The following is a 19,582-nucleotide window of genomic DNA, read 5'->3' on the forward strand; positions in this document are numbered from 1 at the left end:
GCCCCGCTGCGCACTGCCCCGCCCAGCGGGCCGGATTCCGTTCACCGACCCGTCGGGCTCGTTGCGCGAGCCGCCACCCGCCGGCTGCGCAGCCGCCGCGCCTGCTTCAACGCCCGCCCCCGCACATAATGGTGATGCACGCGATCCAGGTACAGGTAGACGACCGGCGTCGTGTACAGCGTCAGGGCCTGGGACAGGATCAGCCCGCCCACCATGGTGTAGCCCAGGGGCTGGCGCAATTCCGACCCCGCCCCCGTGCCCAGCATCAACGGCAGCCCGGCAAACAGGGCGCACAGCGTCGTCATCAGGATGGGGCGGAACCGCAGCAAGCAGGCCTGGTAGATCGCCTCGCGCGATGACAAGCCCTGTTCGCGTTCGGCCACGATGGCGAAGTCGATCAGCAGAATGCCGTTTTTCTTCACGATGCCGATCAGCAGCAGGATGCCAATCAGGGCAATCACGCTGAAATCCATGCCGCTGACCATCAGGATCAGCAAGGCGCCCACCCCCGCCGCCGGCAGCGTGGACAGAATGGTCAGCGGATGGATATAGCTTTCATACAGCAGGCCCAGCACGATGTAGACCGCCACCAGGGCGGCCGTGATCAGGTAGGGCTGCGTGGCCAGCGATTCCTGGAAGGCCTGGGCCGTGCCCTGGAAGGACCCCTGCACTGAAATCGGCACGGCCATCTCCGCCTGGGCCTGGTTGATGGCATCCACCGCCTGGCCCAGCGAATACCCATGCGCCAGGTTGAAGGAAATCGTCACTGCCGGGAACTGCCCCTGGTGATTGATGGAGAGATAGCCGGTCTTGGAGGTATCCACCTTCACCAGGCTGGACAGCGGCACCTGCTGTCCCGTCAGCGGCGAGGTGATGTACAGGTGCGAGAACACGTCCGGATCGCGCTGCCATTCGGGCGTGACTTCCAGCACGACGTTATAGCTGTTGATCTGGGTGAAATACTGGGCCACCTGGCGCTGGCCCAGCGCGTCGTAGATGGTGCTGTCGATCATGGCCGGAGAAATGCCGAACATCGCGGCCCTTGCCCGGTCGATGGTGACCACCGCCGTATTGGCGCTGTTCTGCTGATCGGTGGCCAGATCGGTCAGCGGCGCCAGGGTGCGGAAGCGGTCCAGCAGCCGGGGCGCCCAGACGTTGAGTTCGTCCAGATCGGCGCTGGTCAGCGTGTACTGGTACTGCGTGCGCGACATCCGCCCGCCGACGTTGATATCCTGCCCCGCCTGCATGAACAGGCGCACCCCGGGCACTTTCGCCAGTTGCGGATTCAGGCGCCGGATCACGGCATCGGCCGAGGCCGTGCGGCCCTGGTCCCTGGGCCTCAGGCTGATGAAGAAGCGGCCGGTGTTGAAGGTCGGCGCGTTGCTGGTCATGCCGAAAGAGGCGACGTCGGGGTCCTGACGCAGCACGTCAGCCAAGGCCATCATATGATCGTTCATGGCCTCGAACGAGCTGTCCTGGGAGGTTTCCGCCAGGCCGAAGATCGCGCCGGTGTCCTGCTGCGGGAAAAAGCCCTTGGGAATGACCACCAGCAGGACCGCCGAGGCGGCGAGCGTGGCCAGGAACACGCACAGCGTCAGGAAGGCATGGTTCAGGACCACGTCCAGGCTGCGCCGGTAAGCATTCAACAGGACATCGAAGCCGCGTTCAAAGGCCAGGTAGACGCGCCCATGCCGCGCGTGCTGCAGATCCCGCAGGAACTTCGAACAGAGCATGGGCGTGAGCGTCAGCGTGACCAGGACCGAGAGCCCGATGGTCATGACGACCGTCACGGCGAATTCCCGGAACAGCCGCCCCACGATCCCCCCCATCAGCAGCAAGGGGATGAACACGGCCATCAGCGACACGGAAATCGACACGATGGTAAAGCCGATCTCGCGCGCGCCGCGCAAGGCGGCATCCAGCGGCTTCATCCCTTCTTCGACATGCCGCCAGATGTTTTCCAGCATCACGACGGCGTCGTCGACGATGAAACCGACCGAAATCGTGAGGGCCATGAGCGACAGGTTGTCCAGGCTGTAGCCCGCCAGGTACATCAGGGCGAACGTCCCCATCAGGGCCAGCGGCACCGTCACGCTGGCGATGAGGGTGCCGGCCAGGCTGCGCAGGAACATGAAGATGACCAGGACCACCAGCACGATGGACAGGATCAGCGTGAACTCGACCTCGTGCACGGATGCCTGGATATTCTGGGTGCGGTCCATCAGGGTGCTGACATGCACGCTGGCCGGCATGGCCGCCATCAGCTTGGGCATTTCGGCCCGGATGCGGGCCACCGTATCGATGACGTTGGCCCCCGGCTGCTTGGTGACGCCGACCACCAGGGAGCGGCCATTGATGGCCACGTCATGAGGCCCGGCCCCGCGTCCCGCAAACGCCCAGGCGGCCTGCTTCGCGTCTTCCGGTCCTGGCACGGCCTGGCCGATGTCGCGCACCCGCACAGGCGCTCCGTTGCGCCAAGCGATGATCGCGTCATTCCACTGGTCCACGTCCGTCAACTGATCGTTGGTATAGACGGTGTAGCTCTGCCGTGTGCCATCCACCGAGCCCTTGGGCTGGCTGACGGTGGTGGTGGCGATCACGCCCCGGATGGATTCCAGGTCCAGCCCCAGCGCGGCGATCTTGCGCGGGTCGACCTGGACCCGGATGGCGGGCTTCTGCTGGCCGAAAATATTGACCTGTCCCACGCCATCCACCCGCGACAGTTGCTGCGCCAGGATGTTGTCGGCGTAGTCGTTCACGACGGTGATCGGCAGGACGTCGGACTGCACGGACAGCAGCAGGATCGAGAAATCGGCGGGGTTGATCTTGCGGAAGGTCGGCGGGCTGGGCATGTTCGACGGCAGTTGGCGCGCCGCCGCCGCAATCGATGTCTGCACGTCCAGGGCTGCGCCATCAATGTTGCGGTCCAGATCGAACTGCAGCGTGATGCGCGAGGCGCCCAGCGTGTTTTCCGAACTCATCTGCACCAGGCCGGGGATGGTGGAAAACTGCCGTTCCAGTGGTTGGGCCACACTGGTCGCCATGGTTTCCGGACTGCCGCCGGGCAGTTTGGCGGTGACTTGAATGGTGGGAAAATCCACCTGCGGCAAGGGCGCCACCGGCAGCAGCGGGAACACCGCCAGCCCCACCAGGAACAGGGCCAGGGCCAGCAGCGACGTGCCGATGGGCCGCTGGATGAAAAGAGTGGAAATATTCAAGATTCAGCCCCGATCACGATGCGGCGTCCGTGGCCGGGGCAGCGGCCGGCTTGGCCTCCTGCGCCGTCCCGGCGCTTTCGTCCGCCCGAGGCTGGATTTCGGCGACCCGGACGCCGGGCCGCAACCGGTATTGCCCGTCCACCACGACCCGATCGCCTGCCGCCAGGCCCTGGGCGATCACGCTGAGCCCGTCCTGAGAGGCCGACACCTGCACGGGTTGCGGCTGGACGACGTCGTCCTTGCCCACCACATAGACGAACAAGCCCTGCGCCCCGCGCTGCACGGCCGGATCCGGCACCACCAGCGCATCATGCCGCACCCCGAGGACCAGCCGCACGTCCACGGTCTGGCCCGGCCACAGGCGCTGGCCGGGGTTGGCCAATTTGGCCTTCAGGCGCAACGTGCCGCTTGCGGCGTCGATCTGGTTGTCCACCAGCACCAGGCTGCCCTGGCCCAGCACCTGGGATTGCCCCTGGGACAGCACCTGGACCTGGATCGCTCCTCCGGAGGGATCCGCCGCAGCCTTGGCCCCGGGAGTTTCGGAGGCGGTCTGCCCGGCGTCGCGGTCTTGGCCCGCCGCCTGCAAGGCTGCGCGGATCTGCGTGTAAGCGGTATCCGGCACGGTGAAACTGACGGCGATGGGATCGACCTGATTGATGACCACCAGCCCCTGGACATCAGTGGCCCGCACCAGATTGCCGGGATCCACCAGCCGCGCCCCGGTGCGGCCGGCAAACGGCGCCACGATCCGGGTGTAGGCCAGTTGCACCTGCGCCGCCTGGACCTGGGCGCCATCCGCCTGCACAGTGGCCTGCAGCGCCGCCACCTGGGCCCGCTGGGTGTCGAGCGTCTGGCGATCGATGGCCGCATGGCGGGCCAGTTCGGCATAACGCTTCAGGTCCCGGCGGGCATTATCCAGCTGCGCCTGATCGCGGCTTCGCTGCGCCACAGCTTGCGCCAGCTGCGCCTTCTGTACCCGGTCGTCCAGCTGCGCGATCAACTGCCCCTGGCGCACCGTGTCGCCTTCCTTGAAACCGACGGATTCCAGCTGGCCGTCGATGCGGGAACGCACCGTGACGGTTTCCCAGGCCTGGACGGCGCCCAACCCCGGCAGACGGATGGGCATGTCCTGCGCCTGGACGATGGCCGTTCGCACCAGAACCGGTCCGCCGCCGCCCGCCTGGGGCGCTGGCGCAGCCGCCGGACGGCTGAACCACCAGATGGCGACCCCCAGCAAGATCAGAATCGGCAGGCCAATCAACAACAAAGAACGGCGCACAGCGGACATGCTTTAAGGTCCCCGACAGATTGTGACGGAATGGAACAGACGCCGACAGACGCCCTGTGCGAGTATAAGGGCAAGGCCGCCCCAAAAGATGAAGGAATTCTGGAATTCACACCCCCACGCCGCGCAGGCTGGCGCCTGCTTGCTGCCCCCCGAGGGGGCGCTTTTGCCTTGGGGCGGCCCGGCGGCAAAAGCCACGCCCCCACGCCCCGCAGGCTGGCGCCTGCTTGCTGCAGGCCCGGGACGAAAAAAAGCCAGGCGGATGCCTGGCTTTTGAAGACGGAGCCGGCCGGCTACGGAACCGACCGATGCCGCTGCTGCAATCAGTTGGCCGAGCGGCGAGCGCGGGCGGGCTTGGAAGCCTTGGACACGTCGGAGGCGGCCTTCAGGGTGGCGTTGGTCGCGGCGGCGAAGTTGGATTCGGCGGCGCTGGCGGCCTGGCGGGCAGCCTTGGCAGCGGATTCGTAGGCGTTCGTCGCGGTGGCCAGAGAGGACTTCAGCAGCGCCACGGCGCCTTCGGAGCCGGTGGGAGCGTTGCGGGAGAACTGTTCCACGGCGTCGGCCACGCGTTCCTGGTTCTGGGCCAGTTGCGCTTCAGCCAGCTTGCTCAGCTCGCCCTGCACGTCGGCCAGGATTTCGTAGACGTCCTTGCCATAGGCCACGGCCTGTTCCGGGCGCACCAGCGCCGAGGTGAAAGCCAGCAGTTCCTGGGCGTCTTTCAGTTCGGCGGCTTCCTGGGATTTCTGGGCGGCGTCTTCCATCGCGGCCTTGGTGGCCTTCAGGTTGAGATCGACCAGCTTCTCGAAGCCGCTGAAGAAAGTACCCTGGACAGCCAGGAAGTTGTCGACGATGGCCTTTTGCGAGGCTAGCAAGGCTTGGGGGTTTGCGCTCATGATGACTCCTAGTCAGTAAGTAGAAGGCTTCCTCAGAGGCATCATGCCCGGCACCTTCTCGACTGCAACCGTAATGTTGCAGTGCACAAATCAAATTCTAAATCAACCAACAGCGAAGTCAAGCGTTTTTTGTTGCGGCGCAACAAAACAATCCGGACCTGCCGCGTGACGGTTGTTTCAATGCTGGGACTCGTAGCCCAGCGCCTCGGAAATGCTGGTGGTGGCCGCCAGCAGCAGCGGGATCCAGTCGTCGCGCATGCGCTCCGCCGGCGCGGACAAGGACAGCCCCGCCAACAGAGTGCCGGTGTCGTCGTAGACCCCGGCGGCAATGCAGCGCACGCCCAGTTCCAGTTCCTCGTTGTCGCGTGAATACCCATGACGCCGCACCAGGGCCAATTCGCGTTCCAGCTGGTCCAGCTGGGTGATGCTGTTGCGCGTGTTGCCGGCCAGGCCGGTGCGCATGGCATAGCTGCGCACGCCGCGCGCGTCCCAGGTGGACAGGAACAGCTTCCCGGTGGACGTCAGGTGCAGGGGAGCCCGTCCGCCGATGGCCCGCACGACCTGCATGCCGGAGCGTTCGCTCCAGGCGCGTTCGATGTAGACGATCTCGTCTCCCTGCGCCAGGGACAGATTGACGGTCTGCCCCGTCTGGCGATGCAATTCGCGCATGGGCCCCATGGAAGCAGCGCGCACGTCCAGGCGCCCCTTGACCAGGGACCCCAATTCCAGCAGGCGCATGCCCAGGCGGTACAGGCCGCTGTCCACCCGCTCGACATAGCGTCCGACAGCCAGATCGGCCAGGATGCGATGGGTGGTCGAGGCGTGCAGCCCCGTGGCGGCCGCCAGATCCTTCAGGGCCACAGGGTCGCGCTGTCCGGCCAGGACGTCGAGGATGCGCATGGCGCGATCCAGCACCTGGATCGTGACGGAACTGTGTTCAGCCACGGTATCCCGCAGCGATGGCTGGGGGGAGGACAACAGAGAGGAAGAGCTGGAGGGACGCGCCATAAATGGAATTTGTTGCAATGCCACAATTCCATACTATGAAAAATCACTCCATCTGGCAAGCGCTAAATGTCGAACAGGCGCGGACACGCCCCGGGATATTTCAGACCGGCGGGTTCAGGCGTCCCCCCAGGGACAGGACCTCCGTGCGCAGCCAGGCCAGCGCCCGGGCCGCGGAATCGGGTTCGCCTTTCACACCCAGTTCGATGTGCGGATGGCCGCCCGAATCCCCGACATTGGGCAGACTGAAGGCCCGGATCCCGGGCCAGCGCTGCTCCAGGGATTCCAGGGCGGGCGTGATGCGCGATTCGGGCAGGCCGAAGACCAGGAAGGAATGTTCGACCCGGGCTTCCTGGTGATGCCAGCGGGCGTAGCGGGTATCCAGCGTCCAGGCCATCATGGGGTGGGCCATGACGGGGAAACCCGGCATGAAGCTGTGATTGCGGATGTAAAACCCGGGGATGCGGTTGTAGCTGTTGGGAATGATGTCCGCGCCCACCGGGAATACCCCCATCTGCAGGCGCTGCTGGTTCTCGGGGGTGGACATGTCGGCGCTGCCCTGCCCCTTGGCCGCCATTTCCGCGCACCGTTCGCCGATCAGCCGGGCCGCTTCGGGATGCAGGGCCAGGCCCACCCCCAAAGCGCGGGCGGCCGCCTGGCGGGTACGGTCGTCGGGCGTGGCCCCGATGCCGCCGCAGCAAAAAACCAGATCGCCGGTCGCGAAGCTGCGTCGCAGACAGGCCGTGATGTCGTCCTCGTCGTCGGAAATGAATTCCGCCGCCTTCAGCCGCATGCCGCGGGCCTGCAGCAGTTCGATCAGGGTGGCGAAGTGCTTGTCCTGGCGCCGACCCGACAGGATTTCGTCGCCAATCGCAATCAGGCGCACCGACGGAACGGGTGAGCGCGCCGCCTGTGACGCAGACGGAGGGATGCTCGGGGAGGATGTCATCGAAGGGTTCCCGTTTGAGGATCAGAAATCAGGGGCCGGGGACCGCGGCTAGCGTCCCGGCATGTCGATCACGGTTTCCGCCCGCAGGCGCCCGATGGCGTCCAGGCAGAAATGGGCATAGACCAGCGCTGAAAATACCGGCATCACGAGCCAGAACAAAGGCACCAGATTGATCACGGCCAGAATGGCGGCGATCAGCCAGAGCTGCCGGTTGTGGCGGCGCCATAGCAGGCGCCGCTCGGCCGGGCTGGCGTGTTCGATCATGGCATCGACCCGCAGCATGCGGTTCAGCGCGAAGGCCCACCAGAAAATGGGCAGGACCAGCGCCATGGGCGGCAGCAGCCACAAAGGCATGGTGAACAGCCAGCCCAGGCAGAACAGCAGACCCACCCAGATGGCATTCCAGGTGCCCAGCACGGTCGCATGCTGCCCCTGGCGGCCAAGCCCCGGATAATCACGTTTTTCCAGGTGCTGCAGCACCAGGGGCATGACGAAGACGGCGGCAATGCCCAGCCCCAGGATCCCCGCCAGCGGCAGCAGCAGGCCGACCGCCATCAAGGGCACCAGCCAGAGCTTGAGCGAAAACAGCCCCACCGCCACCAGCCAGCCGTCCACCGTGTTGAATACCCCCCAGGATGTGGCTTCCTGATCCAGCCAGCCGGTCAAGGGCGACCAGAAGAACCACAGCAGGACGACCGCCCCCAGCGCAGCCACCAAAAAAGGCAGGAATAGCGCGGCGACCATGCGCGGATGCAATTGACTGAGCAGGGCGCGACGGAACGCCTGCCCGACCAGGGACAGGCCACGAGAAGACTGCGACCCGCGCAAGACAAGATTCTGATGCGTCATACGGCACACATGGTGTGAAAAGAAGATGGAATTTTCATACTATATTGCCCTGATGAAAGTATTCAACCCCCACACCGATCTGCCCGCCCTGCGCGAGCGCCTGGCCCGGGACGACGGGCGCCGCATCGTGTGCTATTGCGCCGCCTGGTGCCGCACCTGCGATGGCTATCAACCCGCCCTGGAATCGCTGGCCGCGCAGCATCCCGACTGGACCTTCATCTGGGTGGACGTCGAGGACAGCCCCGACTGGCTGGGCGACGAAGACATCGAAAACTTTCCCACCGTGCTGGTGCAGGATCGCGCCGGCACACGCTTCTGGGGGGTTCAGCTGCCCTATGTCGAACATCTGCGGCGCCTGTTGGACGGCGCGGACGATCTACCGGTGCGGGATGACGGCCCCGGCCGTATCGACGACCTGGCAGGCGCCTGAATCGGCCGGGTCGGGGCCGGCCATCCGCCGGCCGGGCCTGGAGAGATCAGTCGGACTTGCGGGGGCCGCCCAGCAGCACCCCGACCGGCCGCCGCGCCGGCGTGACCGCGGGCCGGACATCCGGCATGGCGGGCTGATCGCCGACGGCCGCAGGAACATACGGCTGGGTGAAAAAATCATCCAGCGGCGCTTCGGAGGCGTGCCAGCCCTGCCCCCCGCTGCGATGCACCCCGACCGGACGGCGGCGGGGCTGGCGCGGCAATTCCAGCTCCCCGCGCGGGATCTTGGTCTTGATGAGTTTTTCGATATCCAGCAGGTAGCGCTCTTCATCCGGAGAGAACAGGGCGATGGCCTCGCCTTCCGCGCCCGCGCGGCCCGTACGTCCGATGCGGTGCACGTAGTCTTCCGGATTGCGCGGCAGATCGTAATTGATGACGCAGGGGATACCGGCCACGTCCAGTCCCCGGGCAGCCACGTCCGTGGCAACCAGGACTTCCAGCGTGCCGGCCTTGAAGGCGTCCAGGGCCTTCATGCGTTCGACCTGGGACTTGTTGCCATGAATGGATTCCGCCCGGATGCCGTCCTGTTCCAGTTGCCGCGCCAGGCGGCTGCAGCCGATCTTGGTGTTGGAAAACACGATGACCTGGTTGAGCTGGCGGGATTTCACCAGATGCACCACGGCGCGGCGCTTGGCCTCGCCTTCCAGGGGATAGGCGATCTGCGTGACGGTATCGGCCGTGGCATTGGGCCGGGCGACTTCGACTTCGACGGGAGTGCGCAGGAAACTGCGGCCCAGCTTGCGGATTTCAGGGCTGAAGGTGGCGGAAAACAGCAGCCCCTGACGCCCCGGGGGCAACAGGCGCATGATGCGGTCCAGGTCGGGCAGGAAGCCCATGTCCAGCATGCGGTCGGCCTCGTCCAGCACCAGGATGCCGACCTGACCGAGGTTCACATTGCGCTGTTCCACGTGATCCAGCAGCCGCCCCGGGGTGGCGATCAGGATTTCGCAGCCCTGGCGCAGTTGTTCTTTTTGCGGGCGGATGTCCACGCCGCCGAAGACCACGGCCGCGCGCAGAGGCACGAACTGGCTGTAGCGCTGCACGTTTTCGTGAATCTGGTCGGCCAGTTCGCGTGTGGGGGTCAGGATCAGCGCCCGCACCGGATGACGGGCCGGCGATGCGCTGGTGCTGGCAAACGGCATCAGGCGATGCAGGATGGGCAGGGAAAATGCGGCGGTCTTGCCGGTGCCGGTCTGGGCCGCCCCCATGACGTCGCGCCCCGTCAGGGCAATCGGGATGGCCTTGGCCTGGATCGGCGTGGCGGACGTGTAGCCCGTGGCCTCGATGGCCTTCATGATGCCTGGATGCAGGCCGAACTGGCCAAACGCGACGGGTTGTTCGGCAATGGGATCGGTAGGGGTGGATTCGGTCATTCGTAGCTAAAGGAACACAGGCGCCGGAATCGGCCCTGCGTGTTCATGAACAGTCTATTTTAACGTGCATCGCCGCAGGGCGGGCAATTGGTACAATAAATCCCTAATTCATCTGGGAGACGGCAATGTCCATGGCTGACCGCGATGGGGTGATCTGGTATGACGGCAAACTCGTGCCCTGGCGCGACGCCACCACCCACGTCCTGACACACTCACTGCATTACGGCTTGTCCGTCTTCGAGGGCGTCCGAGCCTACAAGACCGACCACGGCACCGCCATCTTCCGCCTCGAAGACCACACCCGGCGCCTGTTCAATTCGGCGCATATCTACCAGATCAAGATTCCCTACACGCGCGAGGCCATCTCCGAAGCCCAGATCGAAGTCGTGCGCCGCAACGAACTGGAATCCTGCTACATCCGCCCGATCGTGTTCTACGGCTCCGAAAAAATGGGGGTTTCGCCCAAAGGCGCCATGGTGCACGTCGCCATCGCCGCCTGGCCCTGGGGCGCGTACCTGGGCGAAGAAGCCCTGAAGCAGGGCATCCGCGTCAAGATCTCTTCCTACGCCCGCCAGCATGTGAACGTCACCATGCCGCGCGCGAAGATCGCCAGCACCTACGCCAATTCCATCCTGGCCAATACCGAAGCCCTGGAACACGGCTACGACGAGGCCATCCTGCTGGACACTGACGGCTTCGTGGCCGAAGGTTCCGGCGAAAACCTGTTCATCGTGCGCGACGGCGTGATCTACGAACCGGATATCGCCTGCGCACTGACCGGCATCACCCGCGCCACGATCCACCAGATCGCCGCCGACCTGGGCCTGCAGGTCGCGTCCCGGCGCCTGACGCGCGACGACCTGTACATCGCCGACGAGGCCTTCTTCACCGGCACGGCTGCCGAAGTCACGCCCATCCGTGAAATCGACGGCCGCCAGATCGGGGCCGGCGAACGCGGCCCCATCACCGCCCAATTGCAAAAAGCATTCTTCGAAGCCGTCTCGGGCAAAACCCCGAAATACCACCATTGGCTCTCGAAAGTCTGACAGGAAACCTCATGAGCAGCACGCCCGCTTCATCCCAGAAACCGGAACCCATCGTCGTCGGCGCCGAAGACCTGCCCGTCTACTGCCCCGGCCCGAAATCCCCGCTCTGGTCCATGCACCCCCGCACCTACATCGAAGTCGTGAAAAACGGGGTCGCCAAATGCCAGTACTGCGGCACTGAATACATTCTGCGCGACGGCGACCACCCGCATGGCCACGAACAGGCCGGCATCCGTATCTGATTCGCCCGCCCGTCTCGACATCAGCCGCTGCCCCGTGCCGGCCTGGCTGCCGGGCGGGCATGCGCAAACGCTGTACGGCGCTTTCTGCGCGCAGCACCCCGCGATCCGCTTCGTCCGCGAACGGGTCGATACGCCCGACGGCGATTTCGTGGATCTGGACTGGTGCGGCCCGGGTCTGGATCCGCATGTCCGGCCGGATGGTCTGGCCACGCCCCACGAATCCAGCCTGGTCGGCACGGCCGCCAGTCGCTGGATGGAACCGGCCGACTGGCCCCGCCTGCCCGCGGACGCCCCCGCCCTGATCCTGTTCCACGGCCTGGAAGGCAGCAGCCTGAGTCCCTACATGCAGGCTATCGCCCATGCCTTCCGCAGCCGGGGCTGGGTGGTGGCGGCCGCCCATTTTCGGGGCTGCTCAGGCGTGCCCAATCGCATGGCGCGGGCCTACTACAGCGGCGACTCCTCGGAAATCGCCTTCCTCCTGGATCATGTCCGCTCGCGCCTGCCGCGGGCCGCCTGGCACGCCGCCGGTATTTCCCTGGGGGGCAACGCGCTGCTGAAACACCTGGGCGAGACCGGCCGCGGCGCGCAAGGACTCCGGGCGGCGGCCGCCATTTCCGTGCCCATGGACTTGGCCGCCTGCGGGCGCCGGCTATCGGACACCGTCTGGGGGCGGCAGCTGTATTCACGCTATTTCCTGCACAGCATCCGCCGCAAAATCTTCGGCAAGGCTCAGGAATTCCCGGGCTCGGTGGACGTGCTGCGCACCCAGCGCATGCGCAGCCTGCGCGAATTCGACGATCTGTACACCGCCCCCATGCACGGCTACCGCAACGCGCTGGACTACTGGACACGTGCGGCCTGCCTGCCCCTGCTGCCGGACATCCGCGTACCCACCCTGATCCTGAACGCTCGCAACGACCCCTTCGTGCCCGAAGCCTCGCTGCCCGGAAGCCGCGACGCTTCATCGGACGTCCTGCTGCATCAGCCCAGCCAGGGGGGGCACGCCAGTTTCGTCACCGGCATGTTCCCGGGCCACCTGGGCTGGCTGCCCGCCCGGCTGCACCAGTTCTTCGACAGCGGGCGATAGCCGGCCGCCCGCTCCGGGCAATGCGTTATTTCTTGTAGGGTTCCAGCAGCGCCCGCTGATTTTCCAGGCGATCGCGCAAGGCGCGGATGCGCATGTCCAGACGCGACTGCTCGTAGAAGTCCCGGGACAGGCGGCGCGCCTGCTGCAGGTGTTCCATGGCCGTCGGCAAGGCGCCCGTCTGCTCGAAATAGGACGCCATGGCTTCGTGCGCCTGGACTTTTTCGCCCAGGCGTTCCAGGCTGGTGGACAGCAACTGCTGGAATTCCGGCGTGTCGGGCCATTGCTGGATGGCGGCCTTCAGGAAATCCACTGCGGCCTGATCCTGCCCGGCCGCTTGCAAGGCGCGCGCCCGTTCGTCCGCGACCCCCTGGCTATGCGGCCAATGTTTCCAGGCCTGGGCCGATGCCTCCACAGCGGCACTCGCGCTGCGCGCCCGCGCCAGACGGACCTCCAGCATATCCAGCTGGGGAGCCGGCTGTACCGCCCGGGCGGCCTCCACCTGCTGCTGGGCTGCCGCGGCCTGGCCGGCTTTCCAGTCCAGCCAGGCCAGGCCGTACAGAGCGGCGGCCTGACGGCTGCCCTGCCGATCGCGAGCCTCGCTCTTGAAAGTCTGCCGCAGGCGGTCCTCGGTGCCACGCCCCTGGATCAGCGCCAGCCGCGCCCGCACGAACCAGAACTCGGGATCCGGATGCGCAGCGACAGGCGGCAGTTCGGCGATCCGGTTCTCGATATCGGACAGGCGCCGGATGGACAAGGGGTGGGTCGAGGCGTAGCCGCCTCCTGCGCCCTCGTTCAGGCGTGAGGCATTCATCAGGCGCCGGAACATATCCACCATGCCCCGGGGGTCGAAGCCCGCCTGGCGCATCATCTGGAAACCCGCGCGATCGGCTTCCTGTTCCGCGCTGCGGGAAAAACCCAACTGGCGATCGATCGTGGCGGCCTGACCGAACGTCGCCACCCCCATGGCCAGATCCCCCTGCCCCGCCAAGGCCGCCAGCAGCGCCCCGATCAGGCTGGCCACCATCAGCCCGGTGCCCTGCGACTGCTGGGCGATGCCCCGGGCGATGTGGCGCTGCATGACGTGGCCGATTTCGTGCGCCAGCACGCCGGCCAGTTCGGATTCGCTCTGGGCGGCCACGACCAGGCCACTGTGGATGCCGATATAGCCGCCCGGCAGGGCGAAGGCGTTGATGGCCGGATCGCGCACCGCAAAGACGGTGATGGTCTGGGACAGCGGCTGGGGCGCATGTGAAGCCAGCTTCCGCCCCAGGCTGGTCAGGTATTGATTGATGTCCAGGTCAGCGATATAGGTCGGGTCATGGCGGCCCTGCTCCATGATGGCCTGGCCCAGGGTACGCTCGACCAGAGGCGATAACTCCGCCGCGGACGCGGCTCCCATCGATGGCAGCCCCATGGGCTGGCCCCAGGCGGGGAAGGCGCAGGCCAGCGCCGCCGACAGGCAGAAGGTTTGTCCGATGCGGCGCAGGCCGGTGTTCATGGGCGGGCTACGAAGCGGCACGGGTCGAAGGCTGTGGCGCCCGGCGCTTGGGCTGCGGCAGACGGCCGCGCGACGACAGGCGCATCAAGGTCCCCAGGGCATACAAGAGGCCGAAGGTTTCGATCAGGCCCGCCGGCACCCACATGATCAGCCCCCCGATCACCTGATCGTCCAGCGCGCTGAAACCGGGCAACGCCCGGCCGCACAGATCAAAAACCGGGTAGAGATCATGCCCCGTGAAGGCGATGATCGCCCCGGCCAGCATCTGCGGCGCCATGGTGAACACCGGGGAAAAGATGCGTCCGCCCGCGGACAGGGAGGCGGGCGGGTGGGGCCGCCGATCCAGAATCAGATTCCAATAGAGCAGGCCGCTGATGACCACCGACCAGTTCATGAAGCGGTAGATGCGCCAGTCCAGCATGGAATAGAACTGCACGGTCGGCTCCAGCCAGATCAGCACCAGCAGGACAAACAGGAAGGGAATCAGAAAGCGGTGGGTGGCCAGGGCTTCCAGCCGCCGCACCGGGCCGTGCCGCCGCGCAGCCGCCAGCCACACGCGCCAGCGCAGGGGCAGACCCGCCCGCATGACCTGGCCGGGATAGGCCCCCATGATCAGCAAGGGCCCCAGGTGGTGCAGCACCAAGTGCTGCACGCGGTGGATGAAGAACATGCGTTCGGCGTAGTAGTCCACCCGGGTATGCAGGGACAGATACAGCAGCGCCCAGCCGATCCAGAACAGCGTCTGGCGCGCCCGGCCTACCCGATGAACATGCAATCCGCGCAGGAACAGCCACGCCGAGGCCAGAAAGGCCAATACCAGGGTGGGAGAAAATTCCCAGGGCTGCAGCCAGGCAAGCAGATCCATGAGACAGCGCAATGGCTCGGAAAAACGCAATCCGTCTAGTTTAAAGCATTCTAAAATGGGCGTTTTCCCTGATCGCCCGCCCTGCCCATGTCCGACCACCCGACCTACGACATCGTGATTCTCGGCTCCGGCCCGGTCGGCTGCGTGCTGGCCCTGGATCTGGCCCGCAGCGCGCCGCGCCCGGACCGCATCGCCCTGATGGGCCCCGATCCGGCCCCGCGCGCGCCCGACCAGGCCATCGACCCCCGCGCCCTGGCCCTGAATCACGGCAGCCGCCAACTGCTGCAGCACCTGGGGGCCTGGCCGGCCCGCGCCGCCGACATCCTGACCGTGCACGTGTCCCAGGCGGGACACCTGGGCCGCACCCTGATCGACCAGGCGGAGCTGGGCGTGCCCCGCCTGGGCTGCGTCGTGGCCTACGACGCGCTGCTGGAATCCCTGCACGCGGCGGTCCGGCGCAGCGGCGTGCGACGGATCACCGAACGTCCGGCCCGGCCCCGACCCGGCCAGCCCGTCACCCTGCAACTGGCCGATGGCCCCGTCACCAGCCGCCTGGTGCTGATGTCCGACGGCGCCCGCCCCCAGGGGCTGCACCGTGAATATGGCCAGACCGCCGTGCTGGCCACGGTCCGGGCGGCACAGCCCGTCGCCGGGCGCGCCTTCGAACGCTTCACCCGCACCGGTCCGCTGGCCCTGCTGCCCCATCCCGCCGGCCAGGATCTGTACAGCCTGGTCTGGTGCGTCCGGCCCGAGCAGGCGCGCGCGCTGGCCGATCTGCCGCCCGACGCCTTCAACCAGGCCCTGCAGACCGCCTTCGGCCAACGCCTGGGCGCACTGGAACGGACAGGCGGCGTCCATACTTTCCCGCTGTCCCTGCATGCGGGCCCCAGCCTTCAGGGCGCGGGCATCGTCGCCGTGGGCAATGCGGCCCAGACCCTGCACCCGGTGGCGGGACAGGGGCTGAACCTCGGGCTGCGCGATGCCGCCCAACTGGCGCATGCCCTGCAGCCCTGGCTGTCGGACCCCGCGCAGCCGCTGCAGCCGCTGCTGGAACATCACGCCCGCCAGCGCCGCCTGGACCGGGGGCTGACGCTGGGCATCACCGATCTGCTGCCGCGGATCTTCGCCACATCCAACCCCGCGCTGCGCCACCTGGGCGGCCTGGGCCTGGCGGCGCTGGACGTGCTGCCGGCCCTGCGCAAACCCCTGGCCCGCCACCTGCTGCAGGGCCAGCGGCTGTAGCCGCACGCCTGCTTCTACAATACCGGCCATGCGTATCGGAACCTGGACCCTGCCGCACCCTGTCTGCGCGGCCCCCATGGCGGGGGTCACGGACCGCCCCTACCGGCGCCTGTGCAAGGCGCTGGGAGCGGCCTATGCAGTCTCCGAAATGGCCGCCAGCAACCCCCGTCTATGGGACAGCGTGAAGACGTCCCGCCGCCTGAATCACGACGGCGAGCCCGACCCCATCGCCATCCAGATCGCCGGCGCCGATCCCGAGATGCTGGCCGAGGCCGCCCTGTTCAACATCCGCAAGGGCGCCCGCATCATCGACATCAATATGGGCTGCCCGGTGAAAAAGGTCTGCAACATCGCTTCGGGGTCGGCCTTGCTGCGCGACGAGGGCCTGGTGGCCCGCATCCTGCAGCGCGTGGTGGCGGCATGCGCCCCGCTGGGCATCCCCGTGACCCTGAAGACCCGCACCGGCTGGGATCGCGACAGCCGCAACGCCGTGCGCATCGCCCGCCTGGCGGAAGACTGCGGCATCGCCGCATTGACCCTGCATGGCCGCACGCGCTGCGACCTGTACGCCGGCCAGGCCGAATACGACACCATCCGCGACGTCCGCCAGGCCATCCGCATCCCCCTGATCGCCAACGGCGACATCGACAGCCCGGAAAAAGCCCGCAGCGTTCTGGACTACACTGGGGCCGATGCGATCATGGTCGGACGCGCCGCCCAGGGTCGCCCCTGGATCTTTCGCGAGATCGCCCACTATCTGGCGCACGGCACCTATCTGCCACCCCCCACGTACGGCGAACTGCGCGAACACCTGCTCGGCCACCTCGAAGACCACTACACTTTTTACGGCGAGCGCACCGGAGTGCGGACGGCTCGCAAGCACATCGGCTGGTATCTGGCGGACCTGCCAGGGGCCGACGCCCTGCTGCCCGCCATCATGGCGCTCGACAGCACGGCGCAGCAGTCCCTGGCGCTGCGGCGCTGGCTGGATGAACAGCCCGCCGATGCACCCGCAGTCCCGGCTCCGGCCATATTGCACTGACGCTTTTTTTATCCAAGACCCTTTCCTGATTCCTTTTATCCCATGCCTACCACGACGCCCCTGGAAAAAGCCGTTCGCGACCAGTTGGATCGCTATTTCGAAGATCTCGGGGATTCCGCGCCCAACGACATGCTGGCCATGGTGAATCTGTGCGTCGAACGCGCCGTGCTGCAAGTCGCGCTGGAACGCACCGAAGGCAACCAGACACGCGCCGCCGACATGCTGGGCATCACCCGCGGGACCCTGCGCAAGAAACTCCAGGTCCACCAACTGACCGCCTGATCTCTTTTCCGTCCTTTCCCTGCTGCCATGACCATACAGACTGCTTTGATCTCCGTGTCCGATAAATCGGGCGTCGTCGAATTCGCCCAGGCGCTGGCCCAGCGCGGCGTCGCCCTGCTCTCCACCGGCGGCACCGCCCGCCTGCTTCGCGACGCCGGCCTGACCGTGACCGAAGTCGCCACCCACACGGGATCCCCGGAAATCCTGGACGGCCGTGTCAAGACCCTGCACCCGCGCATCCATGGCGGCCTGCTGGCCCGGCGCGACGACCCGCAGCACATGCAGACCCTGAAGGACCAGGACATCCCGACCATCGATCTGCTGGTGGTCAACCTGTATCCCTTCCAGCAAACGATCAGCAAACCCGACTGCATCCTGGCCGACGCAATCGAGAACATCGACATCGGGGGCCCCGCCATGCTGCGCTCCGCGGCCAAGAATCATGGCTCGGATCAGGGCGGCGTCACGGTGGTCATCGACCCGGCCGACTACCCGCGCGTGCTGGCCGACATGGACGGCCCGACGCGCCAACCGTCCTACGGCCTGCGCCTGGAACTGGCCGCCAAGGTCTACGCTCACACGGCCGCCTATGATGGCGCCATCGCGGGCTACCTCAGCAGTCTGGCCGAGCGCGAACCGGCCCCCGCGCAGGTGCCGGTGCGAGAATCCTGGCCCCGGGTGCTGACCGTGCAGATGGAACGCCAACAAGCCCTGCGCTACGGCGAAAACCCCCACCAGGGCGCCGCCGTCTACCACGACAAGCCCATCGGCAAAGGCCTGCTGGCCGGCTATCGCCAGATCCAGGGCAAGGAACTGTCCTACAACAACATCGCCGACGCCGACGCCGCCTGGGAATGCGTGCGCAGCTTCGCGACCGGCGCCTGCGTCATCGTCAAGCATGCCAACCCCTGCGGCGTGGCCCTGGGCGCGAACGCGCTGGCCGCCTACCAGCAGGCCTTCAAGACCGACCCGACATCGGCCTTTGGCGGCATCATCGCCTTCAACACCACGGTGGATGACGACGCCGCTCGCGCAGTCAGCGAGCAGTTCCTGGAAGTCCTGATCGCGCCGGCCTACACCGGCGCGGCGCTGGCCGTGCTGGCGGCGAAAAAGAACGTGCGCGTGCTGGAGATCCCGCCGGGCGCCGCCCGCAACCCCTTCGACGTCAAGCGCGTGGGCGGCGGCTGGCTGGTGCAGGATCCGGATGGCCATCCGGCCGGCGAATCCGACGTCAAGGTCGTCACCCGCCTGGCGCCGACCGCCGCGCAGATGCAGGATCTGCTGTTCGCCTGGAACGTGGCGCAGTACGTGAAGTCCAATGCCATCGTCTTCTGCGGCCAGGGCATGACCCTGGGCGTCGGGGCCGGCCAGATGAGCCGCATCGACTCGGCCCGCATCGCATCGATCAAGGCGGAAAAGGCCGGCCTGTCGCTGCAGGGATCGGCCGTGGCGTCGGATGCCTTCTTCCCCTTCCGCGACGGTCTGGACGTGGTGGCCGATGCAGGCGCAACCTGCGTGATCCAGCCGGGCGGCAGCATCCGCGACGACGAAGTCATCGCCGCCGCCGACGAGCGCGGGATCGCCATGGTCTTCACCGGCACCCGGCACTTCCGCCACTGATGCGCATTCTGGGTGTCGATCCGGGCTTGCGCCGCACGGGCTTCGGCGTCATAGAGGTCCATGGCGCCCGGCTGCGCTATGTCGCCAGCGGCACCATCGTCGTGCCGCCCGCCCTGCCGCTGCATGCCCGCCTGAAGGTCATTCTGGACAATCTGCGGGAAGTCGCCCGGGATGCCCAGGCCGATCAGGCCGCGCTGGAAAAAGTCTTTCTGAACGCCAACCCGGCCTCGACCCTGCTGCTGGGCCAGGCCCGGGGCGCGGCCCTGTGCGCGCTGGCCGACAGCGGCCTGGCCGTGCAGGAATACACGGCCCTGCAGATCAAGAAGGCCGTGGTCGGCACCGGCCGCGCCAGCAAGGAGCAGATCCAGGCCATGGTGCGCCGCCTGCTGGCGCTGGACGGCGAGCCCGCGCCGGACGCCGCCGACGCCCTGGCCTGCGCCATCTGCCACGCGCACTGCGCCCCGCTGGCCAGCCGGCTGCAGGCGCTGGCCCCCGAGACTTTATCGTCCCGCACCCGGCGCCTGCGCACAGGCCGTCTGGTATCCTGAAGGCCACCCACGGCCTGCCCTCCATGCACGTCCCGCGTCACTCATCCCC

Annotated in this window: 18 protein-coding genes; 9 read left to right on the top strand and 9 right to left on the bottom strand. The window is 66.9% G+C overall.

From position 1 onward, the window contains the following. Nucleotides 1-41: 41 nt before the first annotated feature. The 6 genes from WBG56_RS05020 to WBG56_RS05045 form a co-directional block, all read right to left on the bottom strand. Entirely contained in the window at nt 42-3,218 is a 3,177-nt protein-coding gene (locus tag WBG56_RS05020) for an efflux RND transporter permease subunit (RefSeq protein ID WP_424265874.1), read from the bottom strand. Between the two features lie 13 nt (nt 3,219-3,231). Next, the gene (locus WBG56_RS05025; RefSeq protein ID WP_424265876.1) at nt 3,232-4,506 is read right to left on the bottom strand and encodes an efflux RND transporter periplasmic adaptor subunit; all 1,275 of its coding nucleotides are present in this window, start codon (nt 4,504-4,506) and stop codon (nt 3,232-3,234) included. Nucleotides 4,507-4,826: 320 nt separating this feature from the next. Then, the gene (locus WBG56_RS05030; RefSeq protein ID WP_424265878.1) at nt 4,827-5,396 is read right to left on the bottom strand and encodes a phasin family protein; all 570 of its coding nucleotides are present in this window, start codon (nt 5,394-5,396) and stop codon (nt 4,827-4,829) included. A 177-nt stretch (nt 5,397-5,573) separates the two neighbouring features. Further along, nucleotides 5,574-6,296 carry an IclR family transcriptional regulator gene (locus tag WBG56_RS05035; protein ID WP_424266351.1) on the bottom strand — a complete coding sequence of 241 codons (723 nt, stop codon included), beginning with the start codon at nt 6,294-6,296 and terminating at the stop codon, nt 5,574-5,576. Nucleotides 6,297-6,504: 208 nt separating this feature from the next. Next, the gene (locus tag WBG56_RS05040; RefSeq protein ID WP_424265880.1) at nt 6,505-7,350 is read right to left on the bottom strand and encodes a competence/damage-inducible protein A; all 846 of its coding nucleotides are present in this window, start codon (nt 7,348-7,350) and stop codon (nt 6,505-6,507) included. 48 nt (nt 7,351-7,398) lie between these two features. Further along, complete coding sequence (locus tag WBG56_RS05045) at nt 7,399-8,199, bottom strand: EI24 domain-containing protein (protein WP_424265882.1); 801 nt, start codon at nt 8,197-8,199, stop codon at nt 7,399-7,401. A 25-nt stretch (nt 8,200-8,224) separates the two neighbouring features. Between WBG56_RS05045 and WBG56_RS05050 the strand changes: the two genes are divergently transcribed. After that, nucleotides 8,225-8,629 (top strand): thioredoxin family protein, encoded by a 405-nt coding sequence (locus WBG56_RS05050; RefSeq protein WP_424265884.1) that lies wholly within the window; start codon nt 8,225-8,227, stop codon nt 8,627-8,629. Nucleotides 8,630-8,675: 46 nt separating this feature from the next. On the opposite strand, the gene WBG56_RS05055 is transcribed toward WBG56_RS05050, so the two are convergent. Then, on the bottom strand, nt 8,676-10,061 hold the full coding sequence (locus tag WBG56_RS05055; protein WP_424265886.1) for a DEAD/DEAH box helicase: 1,386 nt from the start codon (nt 10,059-10,061) through the stop codon (nt 8,676-8,678). Between the two features lie 125 nt (nt 10,062-10,186). On the opposite strand from WBG56_RS05055, the gene WBG56_RS05060 reads away from it, so the two are divergent. The 3 genes from WBG56_RS05060 to WBG56_RS05070 are packed head-to-tail and all read left to right on the top strand — an operon-like array spanning nt 10,187 to nt 12,436. Further along, nucleotides 10,187-11,107 (top strand): branched-chain amino acid transaminase, encoded by a 921-nt coding sequence (locus tag WBG56_RS05060; RefSeq protein ID WP_424265888.1) that lies wholly within the window; start codon nt 10,187-10,189, stop codon nt 11,105-11,107. 11 nt (nt 11,108-11,118) lie between these two features. Then, nucleotides 11,119-11,349: a zinc-finger domain-containing protein gene (locus WBG56_RS05065; RefSeq protein WP_424265890.1), complete on the top strand. Its 231-nt coding sequence runs from the start codon at nt 11,119-11,121 to the stop codon at nt 11,347-11,349. Further along, complete coding sequence (locus WBG56_RS05070; protein WP_424265892.1) at nt 11,318-12,436, top strand: YheT family hydrolase; 1,119 nt, start codon at nt 11,318-11,320, stop codon at nt 12,434-12,436. Before WBG56_RS05065 ends, WBG56_RS05070 begins: the two co-directional genes overlap by 32 nt. 25 nt (nt 12,437-12,461) lie before the next feature. Here WBG56_RS05070 and WBG56_RS05075 read toward each other — a convergent pair whose 3' ends face one another. Together WBG56_RS05075 and WBG56_RS05080 are read right to left on the bottom strand one after the other, a co-directional pair. Continuing rightward, nucleotides 12,462-13,934, bottom strand: a complete 1,473-nt coding sequence (locus WBG56_RS05075; RefSeq protein ID WP_424265894.1) for a M48 family metalloprotease — start codon at nt 13,932-13,934, stop codon at nt 12,462-12,464. A gap of 7 nt (nt 13,935-13,941) precedes the next feature. Next, the gene (locus WBG56_RS05080; RefSeq protein WP_424265896.1) at nt 13,942-14,799 is read right to left on the bottom strand and encodes a cytochrome c oxidase assembly protein; all 858 of its coding nucleotides are present in this window, start codon (nt 14,797-14,799) and stop codon (nt 13,942-13,944) included. Nucleotides 14,800-14,886: 87 nt separating this feature from the next. Here WBG56_RS05080 and WBG56_RS05085 point away from each other — a divergent pair, with 87 nt between their 5' ends. Genes WBG56_RS05085 through ruvC form a run of 5 tightly spaced genes read left to right on the top strand, consistent with a single transcriptional unit; the run spans nt 14,887 to nt 19,533 of the window. Further along, nucleotides 14,887-16,041 carry an FAD-dependent monooxygenase gene (locus tag WBG56_RS05085; protein WP_424265898.1) on the top strand — a complete coding sequence of 385 codons (1,155 nt, stop codon included), beginning with the start codon at nt 14,887-14,889 and terminating at the stop codon, nt 16,039-16,041. A 28-nt stretch (nt 16,042-16,069) separates the two neighbouring features. Then, nucleotides 16,070-17,083, top strand: a complete 1,014-nt coding sequence (gene dusB / locus WBG56_RS05090; protein ID WP_424265900.1) for a tRNA dihydrouridine synthase DusB — start codon at nt 16,070-16,072, stop codon at nt 17,081-17,083. A 42-nt stretch (nt 17,084-17,125) separates the two neighbouring features. After that, nucleotides 17,126-17,365: a helix-turn-helix domain-containing protein gene (locus WBG56_RS05095; protein WP_424265902.1), complete on the top strand. Its 240-nt coding sequence runs from the start codon at nt 17,126-17,128 to the stop codon at nt 17,363-17,365. A 27-nt stretch (nt 17,366-17,392) separates the two neighbouring features. Further along, nucleotides 17,393-18,985 (top strand): bifunctional phosphoribosylaminoimidazolecarboxamide formyltransferase/IMP cyclohydrolase, encoded by a 1,593-nt coding sequence (gene purH / locus WBG56_RS05100; protein WP_424265904.1) that lies wholly within the window; start codon nt 17,393-17,395, stop codon nt 18,983-18,985. Beyond that, nucleotides 18,985-19,533, top strand: a complete 549-nt coding sequence (gene ruvC / locus WBG56_RS05105; RefSeq protein WP_424265906.1) for a crossover junction endodeoxyribonuclease RuvC — start codon at nt 18,985-18,987, stop codon at nt 19,531-19,533. The genes purH and ruvC overlap by 1 nt, the downstream gene beginning before the upstream one ends. The last annotated feature ends 49 nt before the right edge of the window (nt 19,534-19,582 follow it).

The organism is Castellaniella sp., assembly GCF_049671645.1.
Lineage (GTDB): Bacteria > Pseudomonadota > Gammaproteobacteria > Burkholderiales > Burkholderiaceae_B > Castellaniella.

Bases quoted from the DNA above. Each gene is read 5' to 3' on its own strand.
- WBG56_RS05025 (WP_424265876.1), bottom strand. From the start codon at position 4,506: ATGTCCGCTGTGCGCCGTTCTTTGTTGTTGATTGGCCTGCCGATTCTG.
- WBG56_RS05045 (WP_424265882.1), bottom strand. From the start codon at position 8,199: ATGACGCATCAGAATCTTGTCTTGCGCGGGTCGCAGTCTTCTCGTGGC.
- WBG56_RS05030 (WP_424265878.1), bottom strand. From the start codon at position 5,396: ATGAGCGCAAACCCCCAAGCCTTGCTAGCCTCGCAAAAGGCCATCGTC.
- dusB (WP_424265900.1), top strand. From the start codon at position 16,070: ATGCGTATCGGAACCTGGACCCTGCCGCACCCTGTCTGCGCGGCCCCC.
- WBG56_RS05080 (WP_424265896.1), bottom strand. From the start codon at position 14,799: ATGGATCTGCTTGCCTGGCTGCAGCCCTGGGAATTTTCTCCCACCCTG.
- WBG56_RS05040 (WP_424265880.1), bottom strand. From the start codon at position 7,350: ATGACATCCTCCCCGAGCATCCCTCCGTCTGCGTCACAGGCGGCGCGC.
- WBG56_RS05055 (WP_424265886.1), bottom strand. From the start codon at position 10,061: ATGACCGAATCCACCCCTACCGATCCCATTGCCGAACAACCCGTCGCG.
- WBG56_RS05095 (WP_424265902.1), top strand. From the start codon at position 17,126: ATGCCTACCACGACGCCCCTGGAAAAAGCCGTTCGCGACCAGTTGGAT.
- WBG56_RS05075 (WP_424265894.1), bottom strand. From the start codon at position 13,934: ATGAACACCGGCCTGCGCCGCATCGGACAAACCTTCTGCCTGTCGGCG.
- WBG56_RS05035 (WP_424266351.1), bottom strand. From the start codon at position 6,296: ATGCGCATCCTCGACGTCCTGGCCGGACAGCGCGACCCTGTGGCCCTG.
- WBG56_RS05050 (WP_424265884.1), top strand. From the start codon at position 8,225: ATGGAATTTTCATACTATATTGCCCTGATGAAAGTATTCAACCCCCAC.
- purH (WP_424265904.1), top strand. From the start codon at position 17,393: ATGACCATACAGACTGCTTTGATCTCCGTGTCCGATAAATCGGGCGTC.
- WBG56_RS05070 (WP_424265892.1), top strand. From the start codon at position 11,318: ATGGCCACGAACAGGCCGGCATCCGTATCTGATTCGCCCGCCCGTCTC.
- WBG56_RS05060 (WP_424265888.1), top strand. From the start codon at position 10,187: ATGTCCATGGCTGACCGCGATGGGGTGATCTGGTATGACGGCAAACTC.
- WBG56_RS05085 (WP_424265898.1), top strand. From the start codon at position 14,887: ATGTCCGACCACCCGACCTACGACATCGTGATTCTCGGCTCCGGCCCG.
- ruvC (WP_424265906.1), top strand. From the start codon at position 18,985: ATGCGCATTCTGGGTGTCGATCCGGGCTTGCGCCGCACGGGCTTCGGC.
- WBG56_RS05065 (WP_424265890.1), top strand. From the start codon at position 11,119: ATGAGCAGCACGCCCGCTTCATCCCAGAAACCGGAACCCATCGTCGTC.